At 69.9% G+C, this 22,873-nt stretch carries 24 protein-coding genes; 16 read left to right on the plus strand and 8 right to left on the minus strand.

Going from position 1 to position 22,873, the window contains the following annotated elements; all coding sequences use genetic code 11:
• The 3 genes from ACTB72_RS11880 to ACTB72_RS11890 all read left to right on the plus strand — a co-directional run.
• The coding region (locus ACTB72_RS11880; protein ID WP_463037203.1) for an endoribonuclease YicC domain-containing protein at nucleotides 1-637 on the plus strand (637 nt) is incomplete at its 5' end.
• Nucleotides 634-1,335, plus strand: a complete 702-nt coding sequence (gene gmk, locus ACTB72_RS11885; protein ID WP_463037204.1) for a guanylate kinase — start codon at nucleotides 634-636, stop codon at nucleotides 1,333-1,335. The genes ACTB72_RS11880 and gmk, both read left to right, overlap by 4 nt.
• Entirely contained in the window at nucleotides 1,335-1,862 is a 528-nt protein-coding gene (locus tag ACTB72_RS11890; RefSeq protein ID WP_463037205.1) for a gamma carbonic anhydrase family protein, read from the plus strand. Before gmk ends, ACTB72_RS11890 begins: the two co-directional genes overlap by 1 nt.
• Before the next feature lie 122 nt (nucleotides 1,863-1,984).
• On the opposite strand, the gene ACTB72_RS11895 is transcribed toward ACTB72_RS11890, so the two are convergent.
• Nucleotides 1,985-2,674 (minus strand): histidine phosphotransferase family protein, encoded by a 690-nt coding sequence (locus ACTB72_RS11895; protein WP_463037206.1) that lies wholly within the window; start codon nucleotides 2,672-2,674, stop codon nucleotides 1,985-1,987.
• Nucleotides 2,675-2,728: 54 nt separating this feature from the next.
• On the opposite strand from ACTB72_RS11895, the gene ACTB72_RS11900 reads away from it, so the two are divergent.
• The 3 genes from ACTB72_RS11900 (at nucleotide 2,729) to ACTB72_RS11910 (ending at nucleotide 4,790) form a co-directional block, all read left to right on the plus strand.
• Nucleotides 2,729-2,899, plus strand: a complete 171-nt coding sequence (locus ACTB72_RS11900; protein WP_463037207.1) for a DUF3553 domain-containing protein — start codon at nucleotides 2,729-2,731, stop codon at nucleotides 2,897-2,899.
• A 197-nt stretch (nucleotides 2,900-3,096) separates the two neighbouring features.
• Nucleotides 3,097-3,879, plus strand: a complete 783-nt coding sequence (gene olsB / locus ACTB72_RS11905) for an L-ornithine N(alpha)-acyltransferase (protein WP_463037208.1) — start codon at nucleotides 3,097-3,099, stop codon at nucleotides 3,877-3,879.
• Nucleotides 3,876-4,790 carry a lysophospholipid acyltransferase family protein gene (locus tag ACTB72_RS11910; RefSeq protein WP_463037209.1) on the plus strand — a complete coding sequence of 305 codons (915 nt, stop codon included), beginning with the start codon at nucleotides 3,876-3,878 and terminating at the stop codon, nucleotides 4,788-4,790. The genes olsB and ACTB72_RS11910 overlap by 4 nt, the downstream gene beginning before the upstream one ends.
• A 166-nt stretch (nucleotides 4,791-4,956) precedes the next feature.
• Here ACTB72_RS11910 and ACTB72_RS11915 read toward each other — a convergent pair whose 3' ends face one another.
• A complete protein-coding gene (locus ACTB72_RS11915; RefSeq protein ID WP_463037210.1) occupies nucleotides 4,957-5,586 on the minus strand; it encodes a thiamine phosphate synthase in 630 nt (209 codons plus the stop codon).
• 195 nt (nucleotides 5,587-5,781) lie between these two features.
• Complete coding sequence (locus ACTB72_RS11920) at nucleotides 5,782-7,263, minus strand: short-chain fatty acyl-CoA regulator family protein (protein ID WP_463037211.1); 1,482 nt, start codon at nucleotides 7,261-7,263, stop codon at nucleotides 5,782-5,784.
• A gap of 411 nt (nucleotides 7,264-7,674) precedes the next feature.
• Between ACTB72_RS11920 and ACTB72_RS11925 the strand changes: the two genes are divergently transcribed.
• The 9 genes from ACTB72_RS11925 to ACTB72_RS11965 all read left to right on the plus strand — a co-directional run bounded on the left by ACTB72_RS11925 (nucleotide 7,675) and on the right by ACTB72_RS11965 (nucleotide 17,759).
• Complete coding sequence (locus tag ACTB72_RS11925) at nucleotides 7,675-9,018, plus strand: substrate-binding protein (protein WP_463037212.1); 1,344 nt, start codon at nucleotides 7,675-7,677, stop codon at nucleotides 9,016-9,018.
• 154 nt (nucleotides 9,019-9,172) lie between these two features.
• Entirely contained in the window at nucleotides 9,173-10,201 is a 1,029-nt protein-coding gene (locus ACTB72_RS11930; protein ID WP_463037213.1) for a branched-chain amino acid ABC transporter permease, read from the plus strand.
• A 4-nt stretch (nucleotides 10,202-10,205) separates the two neighbouring features.
• Nucleotides 10,206-11,381 carry a branched-chain amino acid ABC transporter permease gene (locus ACTB72_RS11935; protein ID WP_463037214.1) on the plus strand — a complete coding sequence of 392 codons (1,176 nt, stop codon included), beginning with the start codon at nucleotides 10,206-10,208 and terminating at the stop codon, nucleotides 11,379-11,381.
• 7 nt (nucleotides 11,382-11,388) lie between these two features.
• Nucleotides 11,389-12,150: an ABC transporter ATP-binding protein gene (locus tag ACTB72_RS11940; RefSeq protein WP_463037215.1), complete on the plus strand. Its 762-nt coding sequence runs from the start codon at nucleotides 11,389-11,391 to the stop codon at nucleotides 12,148-12,150.
• Entirely contained in the window at nucleotides 12,147-12,920 is a 774-nt protein-coding gene (locus ACTB72_RS11945; protein WP_463037216.1) for an ABC transporter ATP-binding protein, read from the plus strand. The genes ACTB72_RS11940 and ACTB72_RS11945 overlap by 4 nt, the downstream gene beginning before the upstream one ends.
• A 179-nt stretch (nucleotides 12,921-13,099) precedes the next feature.
• Nucleotides 13,100-15,055 (plus strand): acetate--CoA ligase, encoded by a 1,956-nt coding sequence (gene acs / locus ACTB72_RS11950; RefSeq protein ID WP_463037217.1) that lies wholly within the window; start codon nucleotides 13,100-13,102, stop codon nucleotides 15,053-15,055.
• An 89-nt stretch (nucleotides 15,056-15,144) separates the two neighbouring features.
• Nucleotides 15,145-15,975: a protein NO VEIN domain-containing protein gene (locus ACTB72_RS11955; protein ID WP_463037218.1), complete on the plus strand. Its 831-nt coding sequence runs from the start codon at nucleotides 15,145-15,147 to the stop codon at nucleotides 15,973-15,975.
• Nucleotides 15,976-16,060: 85 nt separating this feature from the next.
• Nucleotides 16,061-16,444 (plus strand): PaaI family thioesterase, encoded by a 384-nt coding sequence (locus tag ACTB72_RS11960; protein ID WP_463037219.1) that lies wholly within the window; start codon nucleotides 16,061-16,063, stop codon nucleotides 16,442-16,444.
• A 124-nt stretch (nucleotides 16,445-16,568) separates the two neighbouring features.
• A complete protein-coding gene (locus ACTB72_RS11965; protein WP_463037220.1) occupies nucleotides 16,569-17,759 on the plus strand; it encodes an FAD-dependent oxidoreductase in 1,191 nt (396 codons plus the stop codon).
• 36 nt (nucleotides 17,760-17,795) lie between these two features.
• Here the strand turns inward: ACTB72_RS11965 and ACTB72_RS11970 are convergent, their stop codons facing one another.
• The 3 genes from ACTB72_RS11970 to ACTB72_RS11980 all read right to left on the minus strand — a co-directional run bounded on the left by ACTB72_RS11970 (nucleotide 17,796) and on the right by ACTB72_RS11980 (nucleotide 20,040).
• Nucleotides 17,796-18,623 (minus strand): arginyltransferase, encoded by an 828-nt coding sequence (locus ACTB72_RS11970; protein WP_463037221.1) that lies wholly within the window; start codon nucleotides 18,621-18,623, stop codon nucleotides 17,796-17,798.
• Nucleotides 18,624-18,861: 238 nt separating this feature from the next.
• Entirely contained in the window at nucleotides 18,862-19,242 is a 381-nt protein-coding gene (locus ACTB72_RS11975) for a DUF2852 domain-containing protein (protein ID WP_463037222.1), read from the minus strand.
• Nucleotides 19,243-19,533: 291 nt separating this feature from the next.
• Nucleotides 19,534-20,040, minus strand: coding sequence for a c-type cytochrome (locus ACTB72_RS11980; protein ID WP_463037223.1), 507 nt, complete (start codon nucleotides 20,038-20,040; stop codon nucleotides 19,534-19,536).
• A 250-nt stretch (nucleotides 20,041-20,290) separates the two neighbouring features.
• Here ACTB72_RS11980 and ACTB72_RS11985 point away from each other — a divergent pair, with 250 nt between their 5' ends.
• The gene (locus tag ACTB72_RS11985; protein ID WP_463037224.1) at nucleotides 20,291-21,148 is read left to right on the plus strand and encodes a prephenate dehydratase; all 858 of its coding nucleotides are present in this window, start codon (nucleotides 20,291-20,293) and stop codon (nucleotides 21,146-21,148) included.
• Nucleotides 21,149-21,286: 138 nt separating this feature from the next.
• On the opposite strand, the gene ACTB72_RS11990 is transcribed toward ACTB72_RS11985, so the two are convergent.
• Both ACTB72_RS11990 and nudC read right to left on the minus strand, forming a co-directional pair.
• Complete coding sequence (locus tag ACTB72_RS11990; RefSeq protein WP_463037225.1) at nucleotides 21,287-21,469, minus strand: hypothetical protein; 183 nt, start codon at nucleotides 21,467-21,469, stop codon at nucleotides 21,287-21,289.
• A 150-nt stretch (nucleotides 21,470-21,619) separates the two neighbouring features.
• Nucleotides 21,620-22,672 (minus strand): NAD(+) diphosphatase, encoded by a 1,053-nt coding sequence (gene nudC / locus ACTB72_RS11995; protein ID WP_463037226.1) that lies wholly within the window; start codon nucleotides 22,670-22,672, stop codon nucleotides 21,620-21,622.
• Nucleotides 22,673-22,873: the final 201 nt, after the last annotated feature.

The raw sequence follows: 22,873 nt of genomic DNA on the forward strand, positions 1-22,873 counted from the left end.
GGCGGCGGCGGCGGCCGACGCGGTCCGCGCCGCGGGGCTGACGGTCGGCCCGGTCGCGCCCGACGCGCTGATCCTGCGCCCCGGGGTGCTGGAGCCCGCGGAGGATGAGGCCGACCCGCAGGCCCGCGCCGCGCAGGACGCGCTGATCCTCGCCGACGGGGCGACGGCGCTCGACGCGCTGGCCGCGGCGCGGGAAGCCGAGGGCGCGGCGCTGCAGGGCATCCTTTCGGCCCAGATCGACCGCATCGCGGCGTTGACCGAGACGGCGGAGGCCGCGGCCGCCGATCGCGCCGCCGCCGCCGGCCCCGTCCTGACCCGCAAGCTCGACGCGCTGATCGCCGCCGGCGCGCCCGCCGAGCTCGGCCCCGACCGGCTGGCGCAGGAGCTGGCGCTGCTGGCGGTGAAAGGCGATGTGCGCGAGGAGCTCGACCGCCTGCGCGCCCATGCGACCGCCGCGCGAAAGCTGATGGCGGCGGGGGGGCCGGTGGGCCGCAAGCTCGAGTTTCTCGTCCAGGAGTTCAACCGGGAGGCCAACACCTTGTGTTCCAAAGCCGATTTCAGTTCCCTGACCGAGGCGGGGCTGGAGCTCAAGACCGTCATCGACCAACTGCGCGAGCAGGCGCAGAACATCGAATGATCGACGTGGCTGCGCCCCCCGCCCCTGAAGACGTCGCCGAGGCCCGCCGCCGGGCCGAGGCGCGCCGCGGCATCCTGTTCATCCTGTCCTCGCCTTCGGGCGCCGGGAAATCCACCATTTCGCGCCGGCTGCTGGCCGACGATCCGGAATTCTCCTTCTCGATCTCCGCCACCACCCGCGCGCCGCGGACCGGGGAGATGGACGGTCGCGAGTACCATTTTCGGTCCCGCGAACAGTTCGAGGCGATGATCGAGGCGGGCGAGCTGCTGGAACATGCCGAGGTGTTCGGCAACCTCTACGGCACGCCGCGCGGCCCGGTCGAAGCCGCGCTCGAGGCCGGGCGCGACGTGCTCTTCGATGTGGACTGGCAGGGCGGGCAGCAGCTGCGCAACTCGGCGCTGCGCGAGGCGGTGGCGTCGGTGTTCATCCTGCCGCCTTCCATCACCGAGCTGGAACGTCGCCTGCACGCCCGCGCCCAGGATCCCGACGCGGTGATCGCGCACCGGATGGCGCGCGCCCGCGACGAGATCAGCCACTGGGACGCCTACGATTACGTGCTGATCAACGACGATCTCGACCGCTGCGAAGCGGAGATCCGCATGATCCTCGCCGCCGAACGCCTGCGCCGGGCCCGTCGCCCGGGGCTGGTGGGCTTCGTGCAGGGGTTGAACCGGGAATTCCAGGAAAGGAACGGCTGATGCCGATTTACGCGCTCGACGGGGTGAGCCCCGAGCTGCCCGAGGATGGCGACTACTGGGTGGCGCCCGGCGCGCAGGTGATGGGGCTGGTGACGCTGGCCGCCGGCGCTTCGGTCTGGTTCAACGCCGTGCTGCGCGGCGACAAGGAACGGCTGAGCATCGGCGAAGGTTCCAACGTCCAGGACGGCTGCGTGCTGCATGCCGATCCCGGCGTGCCGCTGAGCGTGGGGGCCGACGTGACGGTCGGCCACAAGGCGATCCTGCATGGCTGCACGGTAGGCGACGGGTCGCTGATCGGAATGAACGCGGTGGTGCTGAATGGGGCGAAGATCGGCAGGGGCTGTCTGATCGGGGCCAACGCGCTGGTTACCGAGGGCAAGGAGATCCCCGACGGCTGGATGGCCATCGGCGCGCCGGCGAAGCCGGTGCGCGAGCTGACCGAGGCCGAGAAGGCGGGCCTGCGCGACTCGGCCCGACGCTACCGCGAGAACATGCGCCACTTCCGCGACGGACTGAAAGAGATCTGAACGCCCCGCCGCCGTTCGGTTCCGCCGATTGATTCGGCGCCGGGCGTTCCCGTCGCCCCGACGATCGCCATCGCGCGGCCGGCGGGGCGAATGCCTGTTCGCGGCAGCCCGGACGCGCCGGGTCAGATCCCGGCCGGCATGACCGTGCGCAAGGCGACGCCGGTCTCGGTCTTGCGAAAGTCGATGATCACGCCGGCGGCCCGGGCATGGGCGGCGGCGGCGAGGTAGTGGGCGTCCCGCGGTCCCGCCGGCGTTTCCGCAGACCGGCCTGCGAGCCAGCGCTCAGCCTCCGGCGAGGGCGCGACAACGGGGCCGCCGGCGATCACGTCCAGCATCGTCGCCCCGGCCTGGTCACGGTTGACGGTCACCTCGATCCCGCCGCCACGCGGCAGGCAGGACACGGCGATCTGCAGGAAATTGCACAGCAATCGGGCGCTGGCGCGGGTCGTTTCACCGCGCGCGTCCGCCCAGACCAGCTCGGGCCGCTGGAAGCCGAACCACAATCGCGCGGTGCGCTGCAGCGCAGGCAGGCCCATGGCGTCGCCGGGCGGCGCCGCCCCGAAGGCGAGCCGGAGGAACTGGAGACTGGCAGAGGCCATCTGCGCGCTGCGTCCGATCAGCTGAAGCTCCGCCCCGTCGGCGCCCGGCGACAGCTCCTGCATCAGCTCCACCCCGTTGCCGATGGCGCCCACCGGCGATATCAGGTCATGACAGATGCGCGACGCCAGCAGCGCCCCGAACTCCGCCGGATCGGGAAGCGCTGCGAGGGCGTCGGACCCGATCTCCGGGCGCAGGGGGGCGGCTTGGGTCATCGCGCGCGTCTCCTTCGAATGCACCGGCCGCAGGCTGGGCCGACGAGGTTAAAAATGAATGAATTCCTCGAACCCGGCGCCCGCGTGCGCCTGCCCGCCGCTCCTGACTGGGGGGTGGGACAGGTGCAGTCGGTGATCGGACGGCGCATCACCGTGAACTTCGAACATGCGGGCAAGCAGGTCATCGACGGCTCCCGGGCCGAGCTGGAACTTCTTTACGACTGAATGCTCGCTTAGGGCGATCAGCGCGTCAATCGCTCGCGCAAAAGCCTCTCCCGCCCCGGCGCGCCCTTCGCAGCGTCAGGCCCGAAGGCCGGTCACGGATCCGTCGCACAGGCCTTCGCCGGCCCGTTGCGCCGGGGGGCGCCTTTCCATATGGTCCGCGCGCGCGCCGCAGCCCGGCGCAGACAGGAGCTTGTCGCATGGACATCGACGCCGGTCGCTTCACGGTCCGCCTCGCGCGGGACGAGACCGACATCGCCGGCGCCCAGCGTCTGCGGTACCGTGTCTTCGTGGAGGAGCTCGGCGCCGCGGCCAAGGACGACGAACGCGCGTTGCGCCGCGAGATCGACGAATTCGACGAGCATTTCGAACATCTGGTGCTGATCGACAACGAATGCCTGTCCGAGGACCCGCTGGATCGGGTCGCAGGCGCCTACCGGCTGATGACCCGGGCCCGGGCGCGGGCGGGAATCGGTTTCTACGGTTCCACCGAATACGACCTCGGCAAGCTGGAGCGGCTGGACCGCGAGGTGGTCGAGCTCGGCCGCTCCTGCGTCGGGGCCGAGGTTCGCGGTGGGGCGGCGATGCACCTGCTGTGGTCGGGGCTCGGCGAATACGTCACCTCGCGCAAGATCGAGATCATGTTCGGCGTGGCCTCGTTCCACGGCGCCGACCCGGAACCGCTGGCCCATGCGCTGAGTTTCCTGCACCACAATCACCTGGCGCCGGAGGACCTGCGGGTCCGCGCGCGCGACGACAGCTATACCGAGATGAACCGGATGCCGGCCGAGGCGGTGGACCGCAAGCTCGCCGCCCGCCAGATTCCGGCGCTGATCAAGGCCTATCTGCGGCTCGGCGGCTTCGTCGGCGAAGGCGCCTTCGTCGATCACGATTTCAACACCGTCGACGTGTGCCTGCTGATGGACACCACCCGCATGGTCTCGCGCTATCGCGATTTCTACGGGCGGGAGAAGAACGCGTGAGCCACGGGCCGGATCCGGCCGTCGACCCCGAAGCGACCAGGCCCCCCCGCCAGACCGCCGAGAATTTCCAGTGGCTGGGGCCGGAGCCGCCCGAATTGCCCAGGCCCGGTCTCGGGGGCAGGATCGTCGCCTGGCTGCGGCTCATCGCGGCGGTGCTGGGCACGGTCGTGCTGTTCTCGCTCTACCTGGTCCTCAAGGGCGTCGAGCGCCTCGTCGGCGGCCCGCGCTGGAAGATCGCGGTGCAGCGATATTGGGCGCGCTATGTCGGGCGCCTCGTCGGGCTGACCGTGCGGGTGGAGGGGCGGCCGATGCCCCATGGCGGGGCGCTGGTGGCCAATCACGCCTCCTGGTCCGACATCTTCGTGCTGCTCGGCGCGGCGCGGCTGACCTTCGTGTCGAAGGCCGAGGTGCGGGGCTGGCCGGTGATGGGCTGGATCGCCGCGCAATGCGGGACGCTGTTCATCGAGCGCAAGCGCTCCGCCGCCCGGGTGCAGGAGGCGGAGATGCGCGCCCGGATGATGGCGGGCGAGCGGCTGCTGTTCTTCCCCGAGGGGACGTCGACCGACGGTCGCCGGGTGCTGCCGTTCCGCTCGACCCTCTTCGCCGCGCTGACAGCGGAGGAGCTGCGCGAGATCGCCTGGGTGCAGCCGGTGACGGTGGTCTATCGCCCGAACCCGAAATCGGGCCTGCCGGACACGTTCTATGGCTGGTGGCGGGACATGGAGTTCGGCGCGCATCTGTGGTCGGTGCTGGCGCTCAGCTTCGGCGGCGAGGCCGACGTGGTGTTTCATGAGCCGATCCGCATCAAGGACCTTCCCGACCGCAAGGCGCTGGCCCAGCGCAGCGGCGACGCGGTGCGCGCAGGGCTCGAGGCGCGCATCCCCCATCCGCCGCAGCCGGCGAATGGCTGACCCCGCCTGACGTTTTTCGGGTTTTCGAGGCGCGGCCCGCGTCGGGCGGGGCGCGAGCGCGCCTGCGCTGCGCAAAAGCCGGGTGCGCCGCGCGAGGGCGGGCGCGGGGGGCTCGACGCCCCCCGCGGGCGCATCCCTCGGCCAGGTCGGGAAGGGGCGCGCGCCCTCAGCCGTCGAGCGCGGCCTGGAAGCGGCGCAGGTTGGCGACGAGGTCGCCTTGCCAGATCGACACGTCGGGGGCGATGAAATCGGCGTGGTCCGACAGCGCCGCGGCCTCGGACTCGCCGACGCCGCCATCGGCGACCGAGGGCGTCTCGATCATCTCGCCCCACCATTCGAAGAGATCGAGCGGCGCGGTCTCGCCGGCGCCCAGTCCCTCGGGCGCGGTGACAGGGCCGAAGAGCACGTAGTCGGCTCCGGCCTCGCCCGCGATCATGCCGTCATGGCGAAGCACGCCGCAGGCGACGCCGAGGATGGCGTCCTCGCCGATCTCGGCCCGGATCTTCTTCAGCGACGCCCCCTTCAGATCCACCTGCACCCCGTCGAGGCCCAGCGGCCGGACCATCCGGAAATGGTCGCGGATCACCAGCGCCACGTCGGCCGCGTGGCAGATGACGCGCAGCGCGTCGGCGGCGCGGCGGATGTCGTCTTCGGCCGCGCCCGGCATGTCGAGCCGCACGGTGGCCACCAGCCCGGTGGCGAGCGCCGCGGGCAGGGCCTCGGTCAACGCCTCGAGGTCCGCGCGGGGCGGGGTGACGAGGATCAGGCGGGCGGCGTCTTCGGAACTTTGGGTCATATCCGGGCCGATAGCGCGGACGCGCGCGGAAGGGAAGAGGGCGACGCGTCCTCCCGCCGTCCAGACGTGGCGCGAACCCGAGGCGGAAGGGGGCGTCGAGCCCCCTCCGCCTCGCCCGGCAGGCGCCCCTTTCGGGACGCCCGCCTCCGGGGCGCGGAGCGGGGAGAGGGGCGAGAGGATCGGCCGACCACGGGGTCAGCCGATCACGGGGTCGTCGGCGCGCCAGCGGCAGTCGTCGCGGGCGCAGACGCGGCAGTTGGGGCCGACCGGCTCGGGCGTCTCGCGAAGGCGGGGGGCGTAGACGGTGGCGGCCGCGGCCTCGCCGGGGAAGGCGGCGAGCGTCGCCTGCTGCTGGGGCGGACGGCCCCAGACCGGGGCCTCGGGCGGCTCGGCGCGCGCCACGAACACCGCGCGTTCGCCGGAGGGGAATTCGGCGAGCTGGCGCAGGGTGACGCCGGGCTGCGACAGCGCCCGGTAGAGCGCCCAGAGCGGGCAGGCCGCGCCATGCCGGGGCAGGGTGATCTCGGGCAGCAGCCGGCGCTGCAGCGCCACGCCGGCCGCGTTGATCCGCACATAGGCCGCCCGCGGCGCCGCCACGCCCTGCGAGCCCCCCCCCTGCGACCCGAGCGTGGTCAGCCGCCGCGCCGCCGCGTCGAAGCTCACGCCGAAACTCGCGGCCATGGCGTCGAGATCCCAGCCCAGCCGCCGCCCGGCCTCGGCGAAAGGCGCCGCCGGCATCAGCAGCGCGTCCACCGCGTATTCGACCAGCGCCGCCTCGGCCCGGCGTCGCGCCGCGCCGACGCGCAGGCGGGGGCGGGCCTCGATCTCCGCCTCCAGGGCGGGGCCGAGGCGCTGGCGGGCCACCGCCTCGGCCAGGGTGCGGCGGCGGATCACCGGCGGGGCCTCAGGGGGCGCCACGGAAGCGCCGCCGCCGGGCAGGGCGGCGCGCAGCGCCCCGTAGATCGCCTCGGGATGCGCCGCGATCCCGCCTTCGGGGGCGGGGGGCTCCAGCGTCTCGAACCGGTTGCCGGCGTCCAGAAACGCCTCTTCGACATCCTCCACCGGGGTCGAGGCCTCCGTCCCCTGATGGGCCACGTCGAAGAAGCGGGCGAGGTTTTCGGAGACCTCGGAGGCGCGGGTCGATTCGCTCAGCAGGATCTCGTGGAACCGCCGGCGCTGGGCGGGCTCGATGTCCTCCACCGCCTCAAGGATCTCGGAGGCCGAGCGCATCGCCGCAACATGGGTCAGCATCCGGTGCACGGCGTCGGACAGGAACGGGTCATGGGTGAGGCGATCCGAAAGCGCTTCCACCGTGCGGGCCGATTCGCGCCGGGTCGCCCAGGCGCGGGCGAGCGCCCGGCCCCAGGCCGGGTGCCGGGCGAGCAGGTCGCGGGCGGCGTCGGCATCCAGCCGGAGGTCGGCGTATTCGGGATCGGCGGCGATTTCGGCCATGCGGTCGGCGAGCCTTCGCTCCACCGCGCCGTCGAGCTCGGCCGGGTCGAGCGCCAGCGCGCGGGCGGCGCGCGCGACGAGGTCGGGGGAGGCGCGGCGTTTCTCGCGCTCGATCAGGTTGAGATAGGAGGCGGAGATGCCCATGCGCTCGGCCAGCTCCACCTGATGCAGGCCGGCGGCGCGACGGCGTTCGCGGATGCGCAGGCCGATCATCGGGGTGGACATGGGGCCAGGTCTCCGCGCTTCGGGCGCTTGCTGCGGTGCGAGAGGGTGGTCGGGCGGCGGGGCGCCGCGCGGGTCAAGCCGTTGCGCGCGCCGCCATTTTTACGCCACAAGTTGAAAATTGACAAGTTCGCACATGCAGCACGTCAAAAATTGACAAAAAAATCCAACAATAACAGCAACTTGTTGACATCTTGAACCGGCTGACGCATGGTCGCTTCGGGTTGACGCCCATATGCCGGCGCCGCGAGCCAGGGAGGCGAGAGCGGCGTCGGCCGGCCACGAACCCCGCATGACGCGCCGCCAGGACTCAACATCAAGGCGCGCCCCACGCGGCGCAGAGGCCGCAAGACGGGAAGACAAGACGGAAAAGGCCGAGGCATCGGACCCCGGTCGCCCAACGGGAGGATTAAAATGGCGAATTTCACCATCAGCCGCCGCAGCCTGCTCAAGACCTCCGCGGTCGCCGGCGCCGGCATCGCCGCGCCCATGGTCTGGTCGCGTCCGGCCTACGCCTACACCAACGAGCCGACGGGCGGCACGGTCACCCTCGGCTTCAACGTGCCCCAGTCCGGCGCCTATGCCGAGGAAGGCGCCGACGAACTGCGCGCCTACGAGCTGGCGGTCGAGCATCTCAACGGCGGCGGCGACGGCGGCATGCTGTCGACCTTCTCCTCCAAGGCGCTGACCGGCGCCGGGATCAACGGCAAGAAGGTCGCGTTCGTCACCGGCGACACCCAGACCAAGTCCGACGCCGCCCGCGCCTCCGCCAAGCGGATGATCGAGCGCGACGGCGCCATCATGATCACCGGCGGCTCGTCCTCGGGCGTCGCGGTGGCCGTGCAGGGGCTCTGCCAGGAGATGGGCGTCATCTTCATGGCCGGCCTCACCCATTCCAACGACACCACCGGCAAGGACAAGAAGGCCAACGGCTTCCGCCACTTCTTCAACGCCTACATGTCCGCCGCCGCCCTCGCCCCGGTGCTGAAGTCCAATTACGGCACGGATCGCAAGGCCTATCACCTGACCGCCGACTACACCTGGGGCTGGACCCAGGAGGAATCGATCGCCGCCTCCACCGAGGCGTTGGGCTGGACCACGGTGGAGAAGGTGCGCACCCCGCTCGGCGCGGGCGATTTCTCGCAGTATCTCACGCCGGTGCTGAATTCGGGCGCCGACGTGCTGATCCTCAACCATTACGGCCGCGACATGGTCAACTCGCTGACCCAGGCCGTGCAGTTCGGGCTGAAGGACAAGCAGGTCAACGGCAAGCAGTTCGAGATCGTGGTCCCGCTCTATTCCCGCCTGATGGCGCAGGGCGCGGGCGAGGCGGTGAAGGGCATCTTCGGATCGACCAACTGGCACTGGTCGCTGCAGGACGCGGGCTCCCAAGCCTTCGTGCGGTCCTTCGGGCAGAAATACGGCTTTCCGCCGTCGCAGGCCGCCCATACCGTCTACTGCCAGACCCTGCTCTACGCCGACGCGGCGCAGCGGGCGGGCTCCTTCAACCCCTGCGCCATCGTCGAGGCGCTGGAGGGGCTCGAGTTCGACGGGCTCGGCAATGGCCCGACCCTCTACCGCGCCGGCGATCACCAGTGCTTCAAGGACGTGCTGGTGGTGAAGGGCAAGGACAACCCGACCTCGCAGTTCGACCTTCTCGAGGTGGTGGACGTGACCCCGGTCGAGATGGTGACCTACCCGGTCGACCATCCGATGTTCGCCGGCGGCGAGCTGGGGCAGTGCAACCCGGGCGCGTGATCCGCGCCTGACGAGGCACGTCGTCCGCGCGTCAGCTGCGCGGACGGCGGCATCGGGGATCGTCGGCCGCGGAGTCTCCTCCCCGTCGCCGGCGGTCCCCAACTCGCTGAATCGGCTGCCCGAACGAACGGGCCTGCCAACGGGAGCCGGCGTGATGGACGCGATTATCCTCCAGATCCTCAACGGGCTCGACAAGGGCTCGGCCTACGCGATGATCGCGCTGGGCCTGACGCTGATCTTCGGCACGCTGGGCGTGGTGAACTTCGCCCATGGCGCGCTGTTCATGCTGGGCGCGTTCTGCGCGGTCACCATCAACGAGGTGCTGACCCTGCAGAGCGTCGTGCTGTCCGCGACGGAAAAGACCGCCTGGGGCACGCCGATGGAGATCCGGACCCCCTATGCGGAGGCCTGGTTCGGCGATGCCGGCGCCTGGCTGATCGACTGGTCGGTGCCGGCATCGATCGCGCTGGCGCTGCCCTTCATGTTCCTGGTGGGCCTGGTGATGGAGCGCGGGCTGATCCGCCACTTCTACAAGCGCCCCCATGCCGACCAGATCCTGGTGACCTTCGGCCTCGCCATCGTGCTGCAGGAGATCATCAAGGCCTTCTTCGGGGCCAACCCGATCCCGCAGCCCGCGCCCGACGCGCTGTCGGGCATGGCGGATTTCGGCGCCGCCATCGGCATCGAGGCGGGCGTGGTGGTGTATCCGCTGTGGCGGCTGGTCTATTTCCTCTTCGCCGCCGCCGTGATCGGCGCGGTGTTCTGCTTCCTGCGCTTCACCACCTTCGGCATGGTGGTGCGCGCCGGCATGGCGGACCGCGAGACGGTGGGTCTGCTCGGCATCAACATCAACAAGCGCTTCACCCTGATGTTCGGGCTCGCCGCGGTGGTCGCGGGGCTCGCAGGGGTGATGTACACGCCGATTCTCAGCCCGGACTACCATCTGGGCATGGACTTCCTGGTGCTGAGCTTCGTGGTCGTGGTGGTCGGCGGCATGGGCTCGCTGCCCGGCGCGGTCGCCGCGGGCTTCCTGCTCGGCATCCTGCAGAGCTTCGCCTCGATGAACGAGGTCAAGCAGATCCTTCCCGGCATCGACCAGATCATCATCTATCTGGTGGCCGTGGTCATTCTGCTCACCCGTCCGCGCGGCCTGCTCGGCCGCAAGGGCGTGATGGAGACCTGATCGAATGAACGCCAAGACCTCAGACAGCCTTCTGCTGATCGTGTTCTCGATCGCGGTTCTGGCCGGTCCGGTGATCCTCGCCCCGTTCGGGGCGGGCTATCCGGACCTGCTGCAGAAATTCGCGATCTACGGGATCTTCGCCATCGGCTTCAACATCCTGTTCGGGCTGACCGGCTATCTCAGCTTCGGCCACGCCGCGTTTCTCGGCGTCGGCTCCTACGCCGCCGTGTGGATGTTCAAGCTGCTGTCGATGAACATCATCCCGGCGGTGATCTTCGCGGTCATCGTGGGCGGGCTGTTCAGCCTGGTCATCGGCTTCATCTCGCTGCGCCGCTCGGGGATCTACTTCTCGATCCTCACGCTCGCCTTCGCGCAGATGTGCTACAATCTCGCCTATTCGGTGCTGACCCCGATCACCAACGGCGAGACCGGGCTGCAGATCACCCTGTCCGACCCCCGGATCCTCGACGCCGCGTCCGACACCGGGCAGTCGCCGGCGACGAACCTCTTCGGCTTCGACATGATCAGCACCTATGAGACGTCGTTCGCCGGCATGACGCTGATGTTCAACATGGGCTTCTACATCTGCGCGGCGATCCTGATCCTCAGCTTCTGGATCTCCATGCGCCTGTTCCGCTCGCCCTTCGGAATGATGCTGAAGGCGGTGAAGTCGAACCAGAACCGGATGAGCTACACCGGGCTCGACACCAAGCCCTACACGCTGGCGGCCTTCGTGATCTCGGGCATGTTCGCGGGTCTCGCGGGCGGTCTGCTGGCGGCGATGGACCCGCTGGCGGGGGCGGAGCGGATGCAGTGGACGGCGTCGGGCGAGGTGGTGCTGATGACCATCCTCGGCGGCGCGGGCACGCTGCTGGGGCCGGTGCTGGGCGCGGGGCTGATCAAGTATTTCGAGAACATCTTCTCGGCGATCAACGACAACGTCCTGCATGGCGTGTTCTCGTTCCTGCCTGACGGGCTCAATGAGGTGATCTCGGGCGTGCTGTCGCTGTTCGTGGGCGAGGGCTGGCACCTGACGCTGGGCCTGATCTTCATGCTGATCGTCACCTTCCTGCCCGGCGGGCTGATCGAGGGCGCGCTGCGCATCGGGCGGCTGTTCGGCGCCCGCAAGACCGACCCTTCCCCCAGCGAGGCGCGCCCGCGCCCCGCCCCGGCCGAATGAGGACGCGATGACCCCGATCCTGGAAGTCCAGAGCGTCAACAAGCGCTTCGGCGGGCTCAAGGCGCTCGACGACGTCAACCTCACGGTGATGGAGGGCACGGTCCACGCCATCATCGGGCCCAACGGCGCGGGCAAGTCGACGCTGCTCAACTGCTTCGTCGGGCGTCTGGTGCCCGACACCGGCACGGTGACCTTCGCAGGGCAGAGCCTGATCGGCCGCAAGCCCCACGAGATCAACCAGATGGGCGTTTCCCGCGTGTTCCAGACCCCGGAGATCTTCGAGGATCTGACGGTGCTGGAAAACGTGATGATCCCCGCGCTGGCGCAACGCGACGGCGCCTTCCGGATGCATGGCTGGCGCCCGATGAGCCGGGAGGCGGCGATCCGCGACAAGGCCGAGCATGCACTTGAAGACGTCGCCATGGCGGGCAAGCGGGCGATGACCGCGGGCTCGCTGTCGCGGGGCGACAAGCGGCGGCTGGAGATGGCGATGTGCCTCGTGCAGGACCCGCGCCTGCTGCTGCTGGACGAACCCACCGCCGGCATGGCGCGCGCCGACACCAACAACGCCATCGACCTGCTCAAGCGCATCGGCTCCGAACGCAACATCACCAAGGTGGTGATCGAGCATGACATGCATGTGGTGTTCAGTCTCGCCGACCGCATCTCGGTGCTGGCCCAGGGCCATGTGATCGTCGAGGACGCGCCCCAGAACATCAAGGGCAACATCAAGGTGCAGGAAGCCTATCTGGGAGGAGCCCATCTGTGACCGTCGTCGACGATCCCTATGCCGCGGTCCGCAAGACCCCCAATGCGCGCAACGCCGGCACGCCGCCGGCCTATTTCTCGGCCCATGACCTGCACGCCTATTACGGCGAAAGCTTCATCGTGCAGGGCGTGAGCTTCAACATCCATGAGGGCGAGATCGTCGCCCTGCTGGGCCGCAACGGGGCGGGCAAGACCTCCACCCTTCGCGCCATCGCCCGGCTGGACAACCCGGCGCTGAAGCATGGCGAGATCTGGCTCGACCACAAGCCGGTGCACGCGATGAAGGCGTTCGAGGCCTCCCAGCATGGCATCGCCCTGGTGCCCGAGGATCGGCGGATCATCGCCGGGCTGACGGTGGAGGAGAACCTCAAGCTCGCCCAGATCGCGCCGCCGATCGGCTGGTCGCTGGAGCGGATCTACGAGCTCTTCCCCCGCCTGGGCGAGCGGCGGATGCAGGAGGGCGTGACCCTTTCGGGCGGGGAGCAGCAGATGCTCGCCATCGGCCGGGCGCTGGCGCGCGACATCAAGCTCCTTCTGCTCGACGAGCCCTATGAGGGCCTCGCCCCGGTGATCGTGCAGGAGATCGAGCGCACCCTGGCCGAGATCAAGGCGCTGGGCATCACCACCATCATCGTCGAGCAGAACGCCATCGCGGCCTTGCAGCTGGCCGACAGGGCGATCATCCTCGACATGGGCACCGTGGTGTTCGACGGGACCGCGCAGGCGGTGCTGGACGACGCCGCGATGCGCCAGGAATATCTGGCGATCTGACGCCGCAGGGCGGGGGGCGCCTCCCGTCCGGCCGGATCAGGATGGCTCAGGGCCGGATGACCGGAAAGGCCGGATGACCCTGAAGGATGGCGCGACCCGCCCCCGCCCCATCCGTTAACCATAAAGGGCGCGCGACGCCCGACGGCGCGCGTCCGCATGACATGCAGGAGGACGACGCCATGACCGAGACCGTTATACCGGTGTCTCCCGACCTCGCCGAGACCGCCTCGGTGAACGCGGAGACCTACGAGACGATGTACGCCGCCTCGGTGAAGGATCCCGCCGCATTCTGGGATGACCACGGCCGGCGGATCGACTGGATCCGGCCCTATTCGACCGTGAAGGCGGTGGATTTCTCCTATCCCGACGTCTCGATCCGCTGGTTCGACGACGGCACGCTCAACGTCGCCGCCAACTGCATCGACCGCCATGTGGCGACCCGCGGCGACCAGACCGCGATCATCTTCGAGCCCGACGACCCGGCCGAGCCCGCCCAGCATATCAGCTACGCCCAGTTGAAGGACGAGGTCTCGCGCTTCGCCAACGTGCTGAAGGAACTGGGGGTCGGCAAGGGCGACCGGGTGGTGATCTACCTGCCGATGATCCCCGCCGCGGCCTACGCGATGCTCGCCTGCGCGCGGATCGGCGCGATTCACTCGGTGGTTTTCGCCGGCTTCTCCCCCGACGCGCTGGCCGACCGGGTCAATGACTGCGAGGCGAAGCTCGTCATCACCGCCGACCACGCCCCGCGCGGCGGCAGGTCCTCGGCCCTGAAATCCAACGCCGACAAGGCGCTGCGACGCTGCAGGGACTCGGTCAGGCTGCTGGTCTGCACCCGCACCGGCGGCCAGATCGATTGGACCGGGGGCCGCGATTTCCGCTATGAAGAGCTGGCGAAGACCGTCTCCGCCGAGTGCGAGCCCGAGGAGATGTCGGCCGAGGATCCGCTGTTCATCCTCTACACCTCCGGCTCCACCGGCAAGCCGAAGGGGGTGGTGCACACCTCCGGCGGCTATCTCGTCTACGCCTCGATGACCCATGAGCACGTCTTCGACTACAAGGACGGCGAGGTTTACTGGTGCACCGCCGATGTCGGCTGGGTGACCGGGCACAGCTATATTCTCTACGGCCCGCTGGCGAATGGCGCGACCACCCTGATGTTCGAGGGCGTGCCCACCTTCCCCGACGCCTCGCGTTTCTGGCAGGTGATCGACAAGCACAACGTCGCCATCTTCTACACCGCCCCCACCGCGCTGCGCGCCCTGATGGGCAAGGGCGACGACTGGGTGACGAAGGCCGACCTCTCCTCGCTGCGCATCCTCGGCTCGGTCGGCGAGCCGATCAATCCGGAGGCGTGGAACTGGTATCACCGGGTGATCGGCAAGGGGAAATGCCCGATCGTCGACACCTGGTGGCAGACCGAGACGGGGGGGATCCTGATCTCGCCGCTGCCCGGCGCGACGGCGCTGAAGCCCGGTTCGGCGACGAAGCCGTTCTTCGGGGTGGAGCCGGTGGTGCTTGACGACCAGGGGAACGAGCTCTCGGGCGCCTGCTCCGGCGTGCTGGCGATCAAGGACTCCTGGCCCGGCCAGATGCGCACGATCTGGGGCGATCACGCGCGGTTCATCTCGACCTATTTCGAGATGTTCAAGGGCTACTACTTCGCCGGCGACGGCTGCCGGCGCGACGACGACGGCTATTACTGGATCACCGGCCGGGTCGACGACGTGATCAACGTGTCGGGCCACCGCATGGGCACGGCGGAGGTCGAATCGGCCCTCGTCGCCCATCACAAGGTCGCCGAGGCCGCGGTCGTCGGCTATCCGCACGAGATCAAGGGGCAGGGCATCTACTGCTACGTGACCCTGATGGAGGGGGTCGAGGCCACCGACGCGCTGAAGAAGGAGCTGTCGGACTGGGTCCGGACCGAAATCGGCCCCATCGCCAAGCCCGACGTGATCCAGTGGGCCCCCGGCCTGCCCAAGACCCGCTCGGGCAAGATCATGCGCCGCATCCTGCGCAAGATCGCCGAGAACGACACCGCCAATCTGGGCGACACCTCGACCCTCGCCGAACCGGCGGTGGTCGACGACCTGGTGGCGAACTCGGCGCACCGACAGTCCGAAAGCGCCTGAGCAGGGCGGCGCCGGAAAAAAGGCCGGCCGCGGCGATGCGGCCGGCCTGCGCGCTTGACCTCGACGGCTGACTGTCCTGATTTGGGACGATGAGCGAGGGGCCTTGGACCGACGATGAAAATGACCTGATCGTTGCGGATTATTTCGCGATGCTCGAACGCGAACTCGCCGGCGAGCCGTTCAACAAGGCCGAGCGCAACCGCGCCTTGCAGCCGGTCCTGGGCCGCTCAAAGGGCTCCATCGAGTTCAAACATCAGAACATTTCCGCGGTGCTGCGCGGGTTGGGCGAGACCTGGATCCGGGGCTACACGCCGGCCTTCAACTTCCAGGATGCGCTGATCGACGCCGTGGCTCGTTGGCTGGCCCGGCGTCCGGACTGGCCCGCCGCCGCCGCGGGTCCGATGCTTCGGCACATGAAGGACGATGGCGCGCTATGGGTCGGACCGGCCCCCACCCTTTCCAACCAGCCGCCCCCCGATGAGCTGGAGCGAATGACCGCCATCGCCCGCCGCTTCGACGTGGCCGAACGCGACGTCCGCAACCGGGCGCTGGGCCGCGCCGGCGAGGCCCGCGCCCTGGCTCATGAACGCGCCGCCCTCCGCCTCGTCGGGCGGGACGACCTGGCGCGGCGGGTGGAGTGGGTGTCGGACAGCCAGGGCGACGGGCTCGGCTACGACATCGCCAGCTTCGAGCCCGACGGCGCCCCGCGCCTGCTCGAGGTCAAGACCACCAATGGCTGGGAGAGGACGCCCTTCCACATCTCGCGCAACGAACTCGCGGCGTCGGAGGCCGAACGCGCGCATTGGGTGCTGCTGCGCCTATGGAACTTCGCGCGGGAGCCGAGGGCTTACGCTCTGCGCCCGCCGCTCGCGGCCCATGTCTCGCTGATCGCCACCAGCTACGAGGCGCGGCTGAACTGAGCGCCAGGCGATGACCTCCAAGGTCATTGAACCGCGGCGGCTCCCGTGGCCGAGTGGGCGGATCAATGGGAGGAGGTCCAAAAACATGACCAACATGGCCGACCGCATGCCGTTCTCGAAACTGATGGGCGTGCAGGTGAGCGAGGCGACGAAGGAGCGGGTGACCGCGACGCTGGAGGTGCGCCCGGAGCTCTGCACCGCCGGGCATATCCTGCATGGCGGGGCGATCATGGCCTTCGCCGATGCGCTCGGCGCCATCGGGGCGGTGCTGAACCTGGCGGAGGGCAAGGGGACGACCACCATCGAATCGAAGACCAACTTCCTCGGCGCCGCGAAGGAGGGGATCACCGTCACCGGCGTCGCCACCCCGGTTCATATCGGCGGGCGCATGTCGGTCTGGCAGACGCTGATCACCCGGCCCGACGGCAAGAAGGTGGCGCTGGTCACCCAATCGCAGCTGGTGCTTTGAGGCGGGCGGGGGCGGAGACGGGCCGCGGCCGCATGTCCCCGCGCCGGCCCCTTTCCGCGGGCGCGCGCATCGTCATGATGGAGGCGCGCGCATCTCCCGCGCGCGCCTGCCGGAGCGCCCGCCCATGACCCCGTCCGCCTCCTCGACCTTCGACGCCATCGTGGTGGGCGCCGGCATGTTCGGCGCCGCCTGCGCCCGGCATATGACCGAGGCCGGGGTCCGGGTGCTGCTGCTGGGTCCGGACGAGCCGCTCGACCGGGCGTCGCATGGCGCCCCCTTCGCCAGCCACCACGATTCGGGGCGCATCACCCGCGGACTCGATTCGCGCGGCGACTGGGCGCGGTTGTCGCGTCGCGCCATCGCGCGCTACGCGGGGATCGAGGCCGCCTCGGGCATCCCCTTTTTCCGCGAGACCGGGGGCATGATGGCCGGGCCGCTGGACGGGTCGGCGACGAATTTCATGGCCAGCACGCTGGCGGTCGCCGCCGCGCAGGACATTCCCCATGAGCGCTACGAGGGCGCGGCGCTGGCCGAGGCCTTCCCGTTCTTCGCGTTTCCCGAGGGCACCGTCGCGCTGCACGAAGCCCGCGCCGCCGGCTGCATCGACCCGCGCGCGCTGGTCCGCGCCCAGATCGGGCTCGCCACGGCCGCAGGGGCCGTGCGCCACGTCTCCCATGTCGTGGCCATCGACGAAGGCCCGGCGGAGGCGCGCGTGCGTTGCGCAGACGGGGCGACGTTTTCGGCCGACAAGGTGATCGTCGCCGCCGGGGCCTGGTCGCGCGAGCTGCTGCCCGAGCGTCCGCAGGTCACGGTCTACGCCCGCACCGTGGCTCTGCTGGAGGTCGACGCGGCCGAGCGCGAGCGCCTCGCCGCGATGCCGACCCTGGTGTGGGAGCCCGCCGACCCGCGCGCCGCGCCCTATCTGCTGCCGCCGCTGCCTTATCCGGACGGGCGTTGGCGCATCAAGATCGGCGGGGATCCGATGGATCATCCGCTCGGCTCCGACGTCGAGATCGCCGAGTGGTTCCGCACCGAGGGCGACGCGGCCGTGCGCGACAAGCTGGTGGAGATGCTGTGCGAGCTGATGCCGGGGCTGCGCTGGACGGCCCTGGGCTCGGCCGCCTGCGTGACCTCGTTCACGCCCTGGAAGGCGCCGCTGATCCATGCGGCGGGCGAGCGGATCTATGCGGTGACCGCCGGCAACGGCTCGGGCGCCAAATGCTCGGACGAGATCGGCCGGCTCGGCGCGCTGCTCGCGCTGGGCGGGGACCTGGCGGCGGAGGGGTATGAGAGCGGCTTCGGCCCCGAGGGCTGAGTCGCGCGGCCGAGCGGGAGGCGCCCGGCCCCCCCCTCAGCCGTTCATCAGCTTGGCGACCTGCTCGGCGATCGGATCGACGGCAAGGGGGTGGATCTCGGCCCGCACCGTCTCGGGCGCGGCGACGCGTTTCCACTGGTCGCCCTGATAGATCTCGAACGGCCGGAACCGGGATTTGTAGTCCATCTTCGGCGAGCCGGGGACCCAGTAGCCGAGATAGACGTAAGGCAGGCCTGCGGCGCGCGCGATCTCGAGATGGTCGAGAATCATGTAGCTGCCGAGCGAGCGCCGCTCCTCCGCCGGATCGAAGAACGAGTAGACCATCGACAGCCCGTCGGAGAGCACGTCGGTCAGGCAGGCGGCCACCAGCACATCGGGCCCGCGTTCGCCGGCCGCGCGGTCGGGGCGGCGGCGATATTCGACGACGCGGGTGCGGACCGGCGTCTCCTCGATCATCGCGGAGAATTCGAATTCGTCCATCTCGGCCATGCCGCCATCGGCGTGGCGATGGTCGAGATAGCGGCGGAAGAGCTCGTACTGATCCTCCGTCGCCTGGGAACCTACGGCGACGCGTTCGAGATCGGCGTTGCGCGCCAGCACCTTGCGATGGGTGCGCCCGGGCAGGAAGCCGTCGACCGGGATCCGGGTCGAGAGGCAGGCGCTGCAGCCGGCGCAGGACGGCCGGTAGACCACGCCCTGGCTGCGCCGGAAGCCGCGCAGCGACAGGAAGTCGTTGACCGCGGCGGCGTCGGGGTTGCGCAGGGTGGTGAAAAGCTTTCGTTCCGCCCGACCCTCGAGATAGGGGCAGGGCTGGGGAGCCGTCACGAAGAACTGCGGCGCGATCTTTCCCTGATGGTGGCTCATGGACCTCTGCGAAACCTGGGGCTGCGAGTCGGGAGCCTAGCAGGGGGTCATCGTTCCGTCATCCGCGTTGCGCGCATCACCTTGCGGAAGGTCGGGCAGGGGGGCCGGGTGCGGCTTGCCGAACACGAACCCGCCCCCGGCGACGCGGCGGTCGGCGGGGGCGGTCATCGGGGTGGGGGCGCCGGCGCGCGGGAGGCGATCCCCTCGCGCGCGGCGGTGTCGGTCGATCGGGCCGCGATCAGGCGGCGGCGGTGTCGTCGCCGCCGCGGCGGCGCTGGTCCATGAACTGGTCGAACTCGGCCTGGTCCTTGGCGCGGCGCAGACGCTCCATGAAGTCCTGGAAGGCGGTCTGCTCGTCCTCGAGACGCTTGAGCGTCTCTTCCTTGTAGCTGTCGAAGGCGGCGTTGCCGCTCGACCGATACGCGCCCTGAGTGTTCCGCTTCCAGCGGGAGTTGCAGCCCTTGCCCATGCGTCCGCTCCAGATCATGTAGAAGAGAAAGGCGAGGCCCAGCGGCCACGCCAGGATGAAGAGGAAGACCATCGCGCCGATCCAGCCGGGTTTGCCCCAGTGATCCAGCGTCGCCTCGCCTCGCCTCAGCAGTTCCTTGATCCTGTCCATTCCATTCCTCGTGTGTCGATGTGAATGTGATTCACATTTACATAGATGGGCGATCCGCGCGGTGACGCAAGAGGCGCCCGTGAGATTTTCACGCGCGATTCAGGCGAGCCCGTCGCGGGGGAGGGGAGGGGGGACGTCCCGCCTCGCCCGCCGAGGGGGGCGGGGTCGGCGGACCGTCGGATCGCGCGGCGCGATCCGGGGCGCCGGGCCGTGCGGGCCCAACGGAAAACGCCCGCCGGCGCGAGGCCGACGGGCGTTGAGATGGTTCCGAGGGCGCCGCCCGCGGAGGGCTCAGCCGCCGAGCGTCTGGAGGTAGGCGATCAGGGCCGCCCGATCCTCGGCCTTCGGCAGGCCGGCGAAGCCCATCGCCGTGCCCGGCGCGAACTTCTTGGGATTGGCGATGAAGTGCTGAAGATTCTCGGGCGTCCAGACGTCGGCCACCTGCTCGAGCGCGCCCGAGTAGCCGAAGCCTTCGACCGCGTCCACGTCGCGCCCGACGACGCCGTCCAGATGCGGACCGGTGGAATTGGTGCCGTCGACCTTGTGGCAGGCCTTGCACTTGCCGAAGATCCGCTCGCCGCGGGCCGGATCGGCGGAAGCGAGCAGCGCGGAGAAGTCGACTTCCGGCTCGGCCTCGCCGCTGTCGGCTTCCTCGATCTCGAGCGCATAGGCGTATTCATGCTCGCCGCCATGTGCGGCGGGGTGAAAAATCTGGTCGGCGAAGAACTGAACGCCGAGATAGATCAGCAGAGAGCCGACCACGGCGCCCAGGATCTTGTTGATCTCCATCGAGTCCATAGCGTCCTGACCTCTTCGTATGCGTGGCCCCGCTTCCGCCGAAGGCCGCGTTCCAGACCTCATCGCAGGCGACCTTCGGAGGCCCGCGAGGGCGTGCGCGGAGCACGCCAGAGTTGCGGTTTCCTAGCGGCTTCCAGCCCCCGCCCGCAAGGCGTATAAGGCGCGACCCATTGACCGGAAAGAGGGCGGTTCCAATCCTTTGCAAGTTCTCTTGCGCGGGGGCGGGGCGACGTCCCCGAAGTTGGAGCCCATGAGCCAGCCAGACCGCATCGCCTTCCAGGGAGAGCCCGGGGCCTATTCCCATCTCGCCTGCCGCCAGGCCTATCCCGACCTCGATCCCGCGCCCTGCGCCACCTTCGAGGAGGCGATCGCCACGGTGCGCGCCGGGGACGCGAAGCTCGCCATGCTGCCGGTGGAGAATTCCACCTATGGCCGGGTCGCGGACATCCACGCGCTGCTGCCGGGGTCGGGCCTGTTCATCATCGGCGAGACCTTCGTGCCCGTGGCGATCCAGCTGATGGGCCGTCCCGGCGACAAGCTCGAGGACGTGCGCGAGGCGATGAGCCACACGGTCCTGCTCGGCCAGTGCCGCGACTTCCTCGCCCGCCACAACATCCGCCCGATCACCGGGGCGGACACCGCGGGGTCCGCCCGGCAGGTGTCGGAGGCGACCAGGCCCGGCCTCGCCGCGCTCGCTTCCGAGCTTGCGGCGGAGATCTACGGGCTCGATATCCTCGCGCGCGACGTGCACGACAACAAGCATAACGCCACCCGATTCCTGGTGATGAGCCGCCAGAAGATCGAGGCCGAGCCCTCCGCCCCCAAGGTGCTGACCACCTTCGTGTTCGAGGTCCGAAACGTGCCCGCCGCGCTTTACAAGGCGATGGGCGGCTTCGCGACCAACGGCGTGAACATGGTGAAGCTCGAGAGCTACATGGCCGGCGGCAGCTTCACCGCCACCCAGTTCCTGGCGGATATCGAGGGGCATCCCGAGGATGTCGCGGTGCGCCTGGCGATGGAGGAACTGGCGTTCTTCACCTCGCATCGCCGTATTCTCGGGGTCTACCCGGCGCATCCCTATCGGGAGCAGGTGTCGCTCGGGACCTGAGCCGGCCTGGCGCCCGTGGGAACGTCGCCTGCGGGCGCGGTTTTCCCCGGGCGTCCCGCGCAGGCGGGGCGTCAGGGGGTGGGGGCGTCGTCGCCATTCGCCGCGGGCGCCGTGCGGGCGCTCGCGGCCTGCGCCGCCTCAGCTCTGCCGGGCGCCGCGCTTTTCTTTCAGATGGGACTGGATGCGGCGCCAGCGCTGGGCCGCGTCCGCCTCTCCCATCTGTTCGTGCCGCGCGGCGCGCTGGGCCGCGGTGGCGATGGCGCGGGGGCCGAGCTGCTCATAGAGCGAACGGGCCTGGATCTCGACGTCTTCCATACGCATGGCGGGGTCTCCCTTCCAATGGATCTGGTCACGACATCCGGAGCCGGCGCGCGCGCCGCCTCCGGAGACGCAAGGTAAGGAGCCGCCGCCCGCCTGTGAACCCTTTTGCGGGATTTCTTCGCCCCTGGCCGCGATCCGCTGAAGCCGGGGTCAGCCGAAATCCGGGATCCGCCCGTCCACCCAGGCCTCCAGCACCGACCGTGCGATGGCGCCCTTGCGGGCCGGGGCGATGTCGGGATGGCGGCCGGCGAGCGCCTCGCGCATTTCGTCCCGCTCCACCCACATCGCGGCTTCGAGCTCCTTCTCGTCGATGCGGATCTTGTCGTTCAGCGCTTCCGCCGCGCAGCCGATCATCAGCGAGCCCGGGAACGGCCAGGGCTGGGAGGCGACATAGGCCACGCGGCCCACGCGGATCATCGCCTCCTCGTCGACCTCGCGGCGCACGGCGGCCTCCAGCGTCTCGCCCGGCTCCATGAAGCCTGCCAGCAGCGACCACATCCCCTTGGGCCAGATGGTCTGACGGCCGAGCAGCACGCGCGAGCCATGGGTGACCAGCATGATCACCACCGGGTCGGTGCGCGGGAAATGCTGGCCGCCGCAGGACGGGCACTCGCGCCGCCAGCCGCCGTTGGTCATCTCCGAGCGCGCCCCGCAGCGGGAGCAGAACGGGTGCGACTTGTGCCATTCCAGCACGCCCTTTGCGCTGGCGATATCGGCGGCGTCCTGGGTGGTGAGGCGGGACATGATCATGCGGGTGTCGAGGAAATGGTGATCCGCGGGCAGGTCGGGATGGTGGTTGACGGTCGGGTCGCGGAAGTCGCCCGGCGGGCCGTCGGGGGCGGACGGGTCCTTCCAGGCGGAGAAATCCACCGCGAAGCGCCCGGAGGGGCGCCCGTCCGGATCCTCGAGCCCGAGGAATACCGGGTTCGAGTCCATCCCTTCCAGCGCCGGATGCGACGTCGGCAGCCAGCCGAGCGCCAATGGCGCGCCGGGATCGCCGCCTTCGGGTGAGGCGGGCTCGACCATCAGCGGCTTGCCGTTCCAGATCGGCAGCACCCGGCCCTCGCGGTCATCCCAGAAGCGGCGGATGAGGGCCTTGTCCTCCCGCAGCCGGTCGGCGCGGTCGCGGGTCCCGCCCGCGAAGGTGATCGAGGCTTCGGCGATCATCGGTTCGGGCATCAGATCGGGCGTCTTGGCGGACATGGCGGCGGCTTCCCCCTCGGATTGGTTTGCGCACATATGGCCCGCAGGGGGCGCGAGGGGCAAGCGGGGAGGCGGCCGGGGGGCGGGCGAAGGGGCCTCGGCGGCCCCTTCCCGGATCGTGGCGCAGATCGTGGCGCGGCCCGGATCAGCCGGCGCGGCGGCGGCGCATGAGCGCGGCCCCGCCCAGCGCGCCGCCCAGCA

The organism is Albimonas sp. (genome assembly GCF_055129145.1).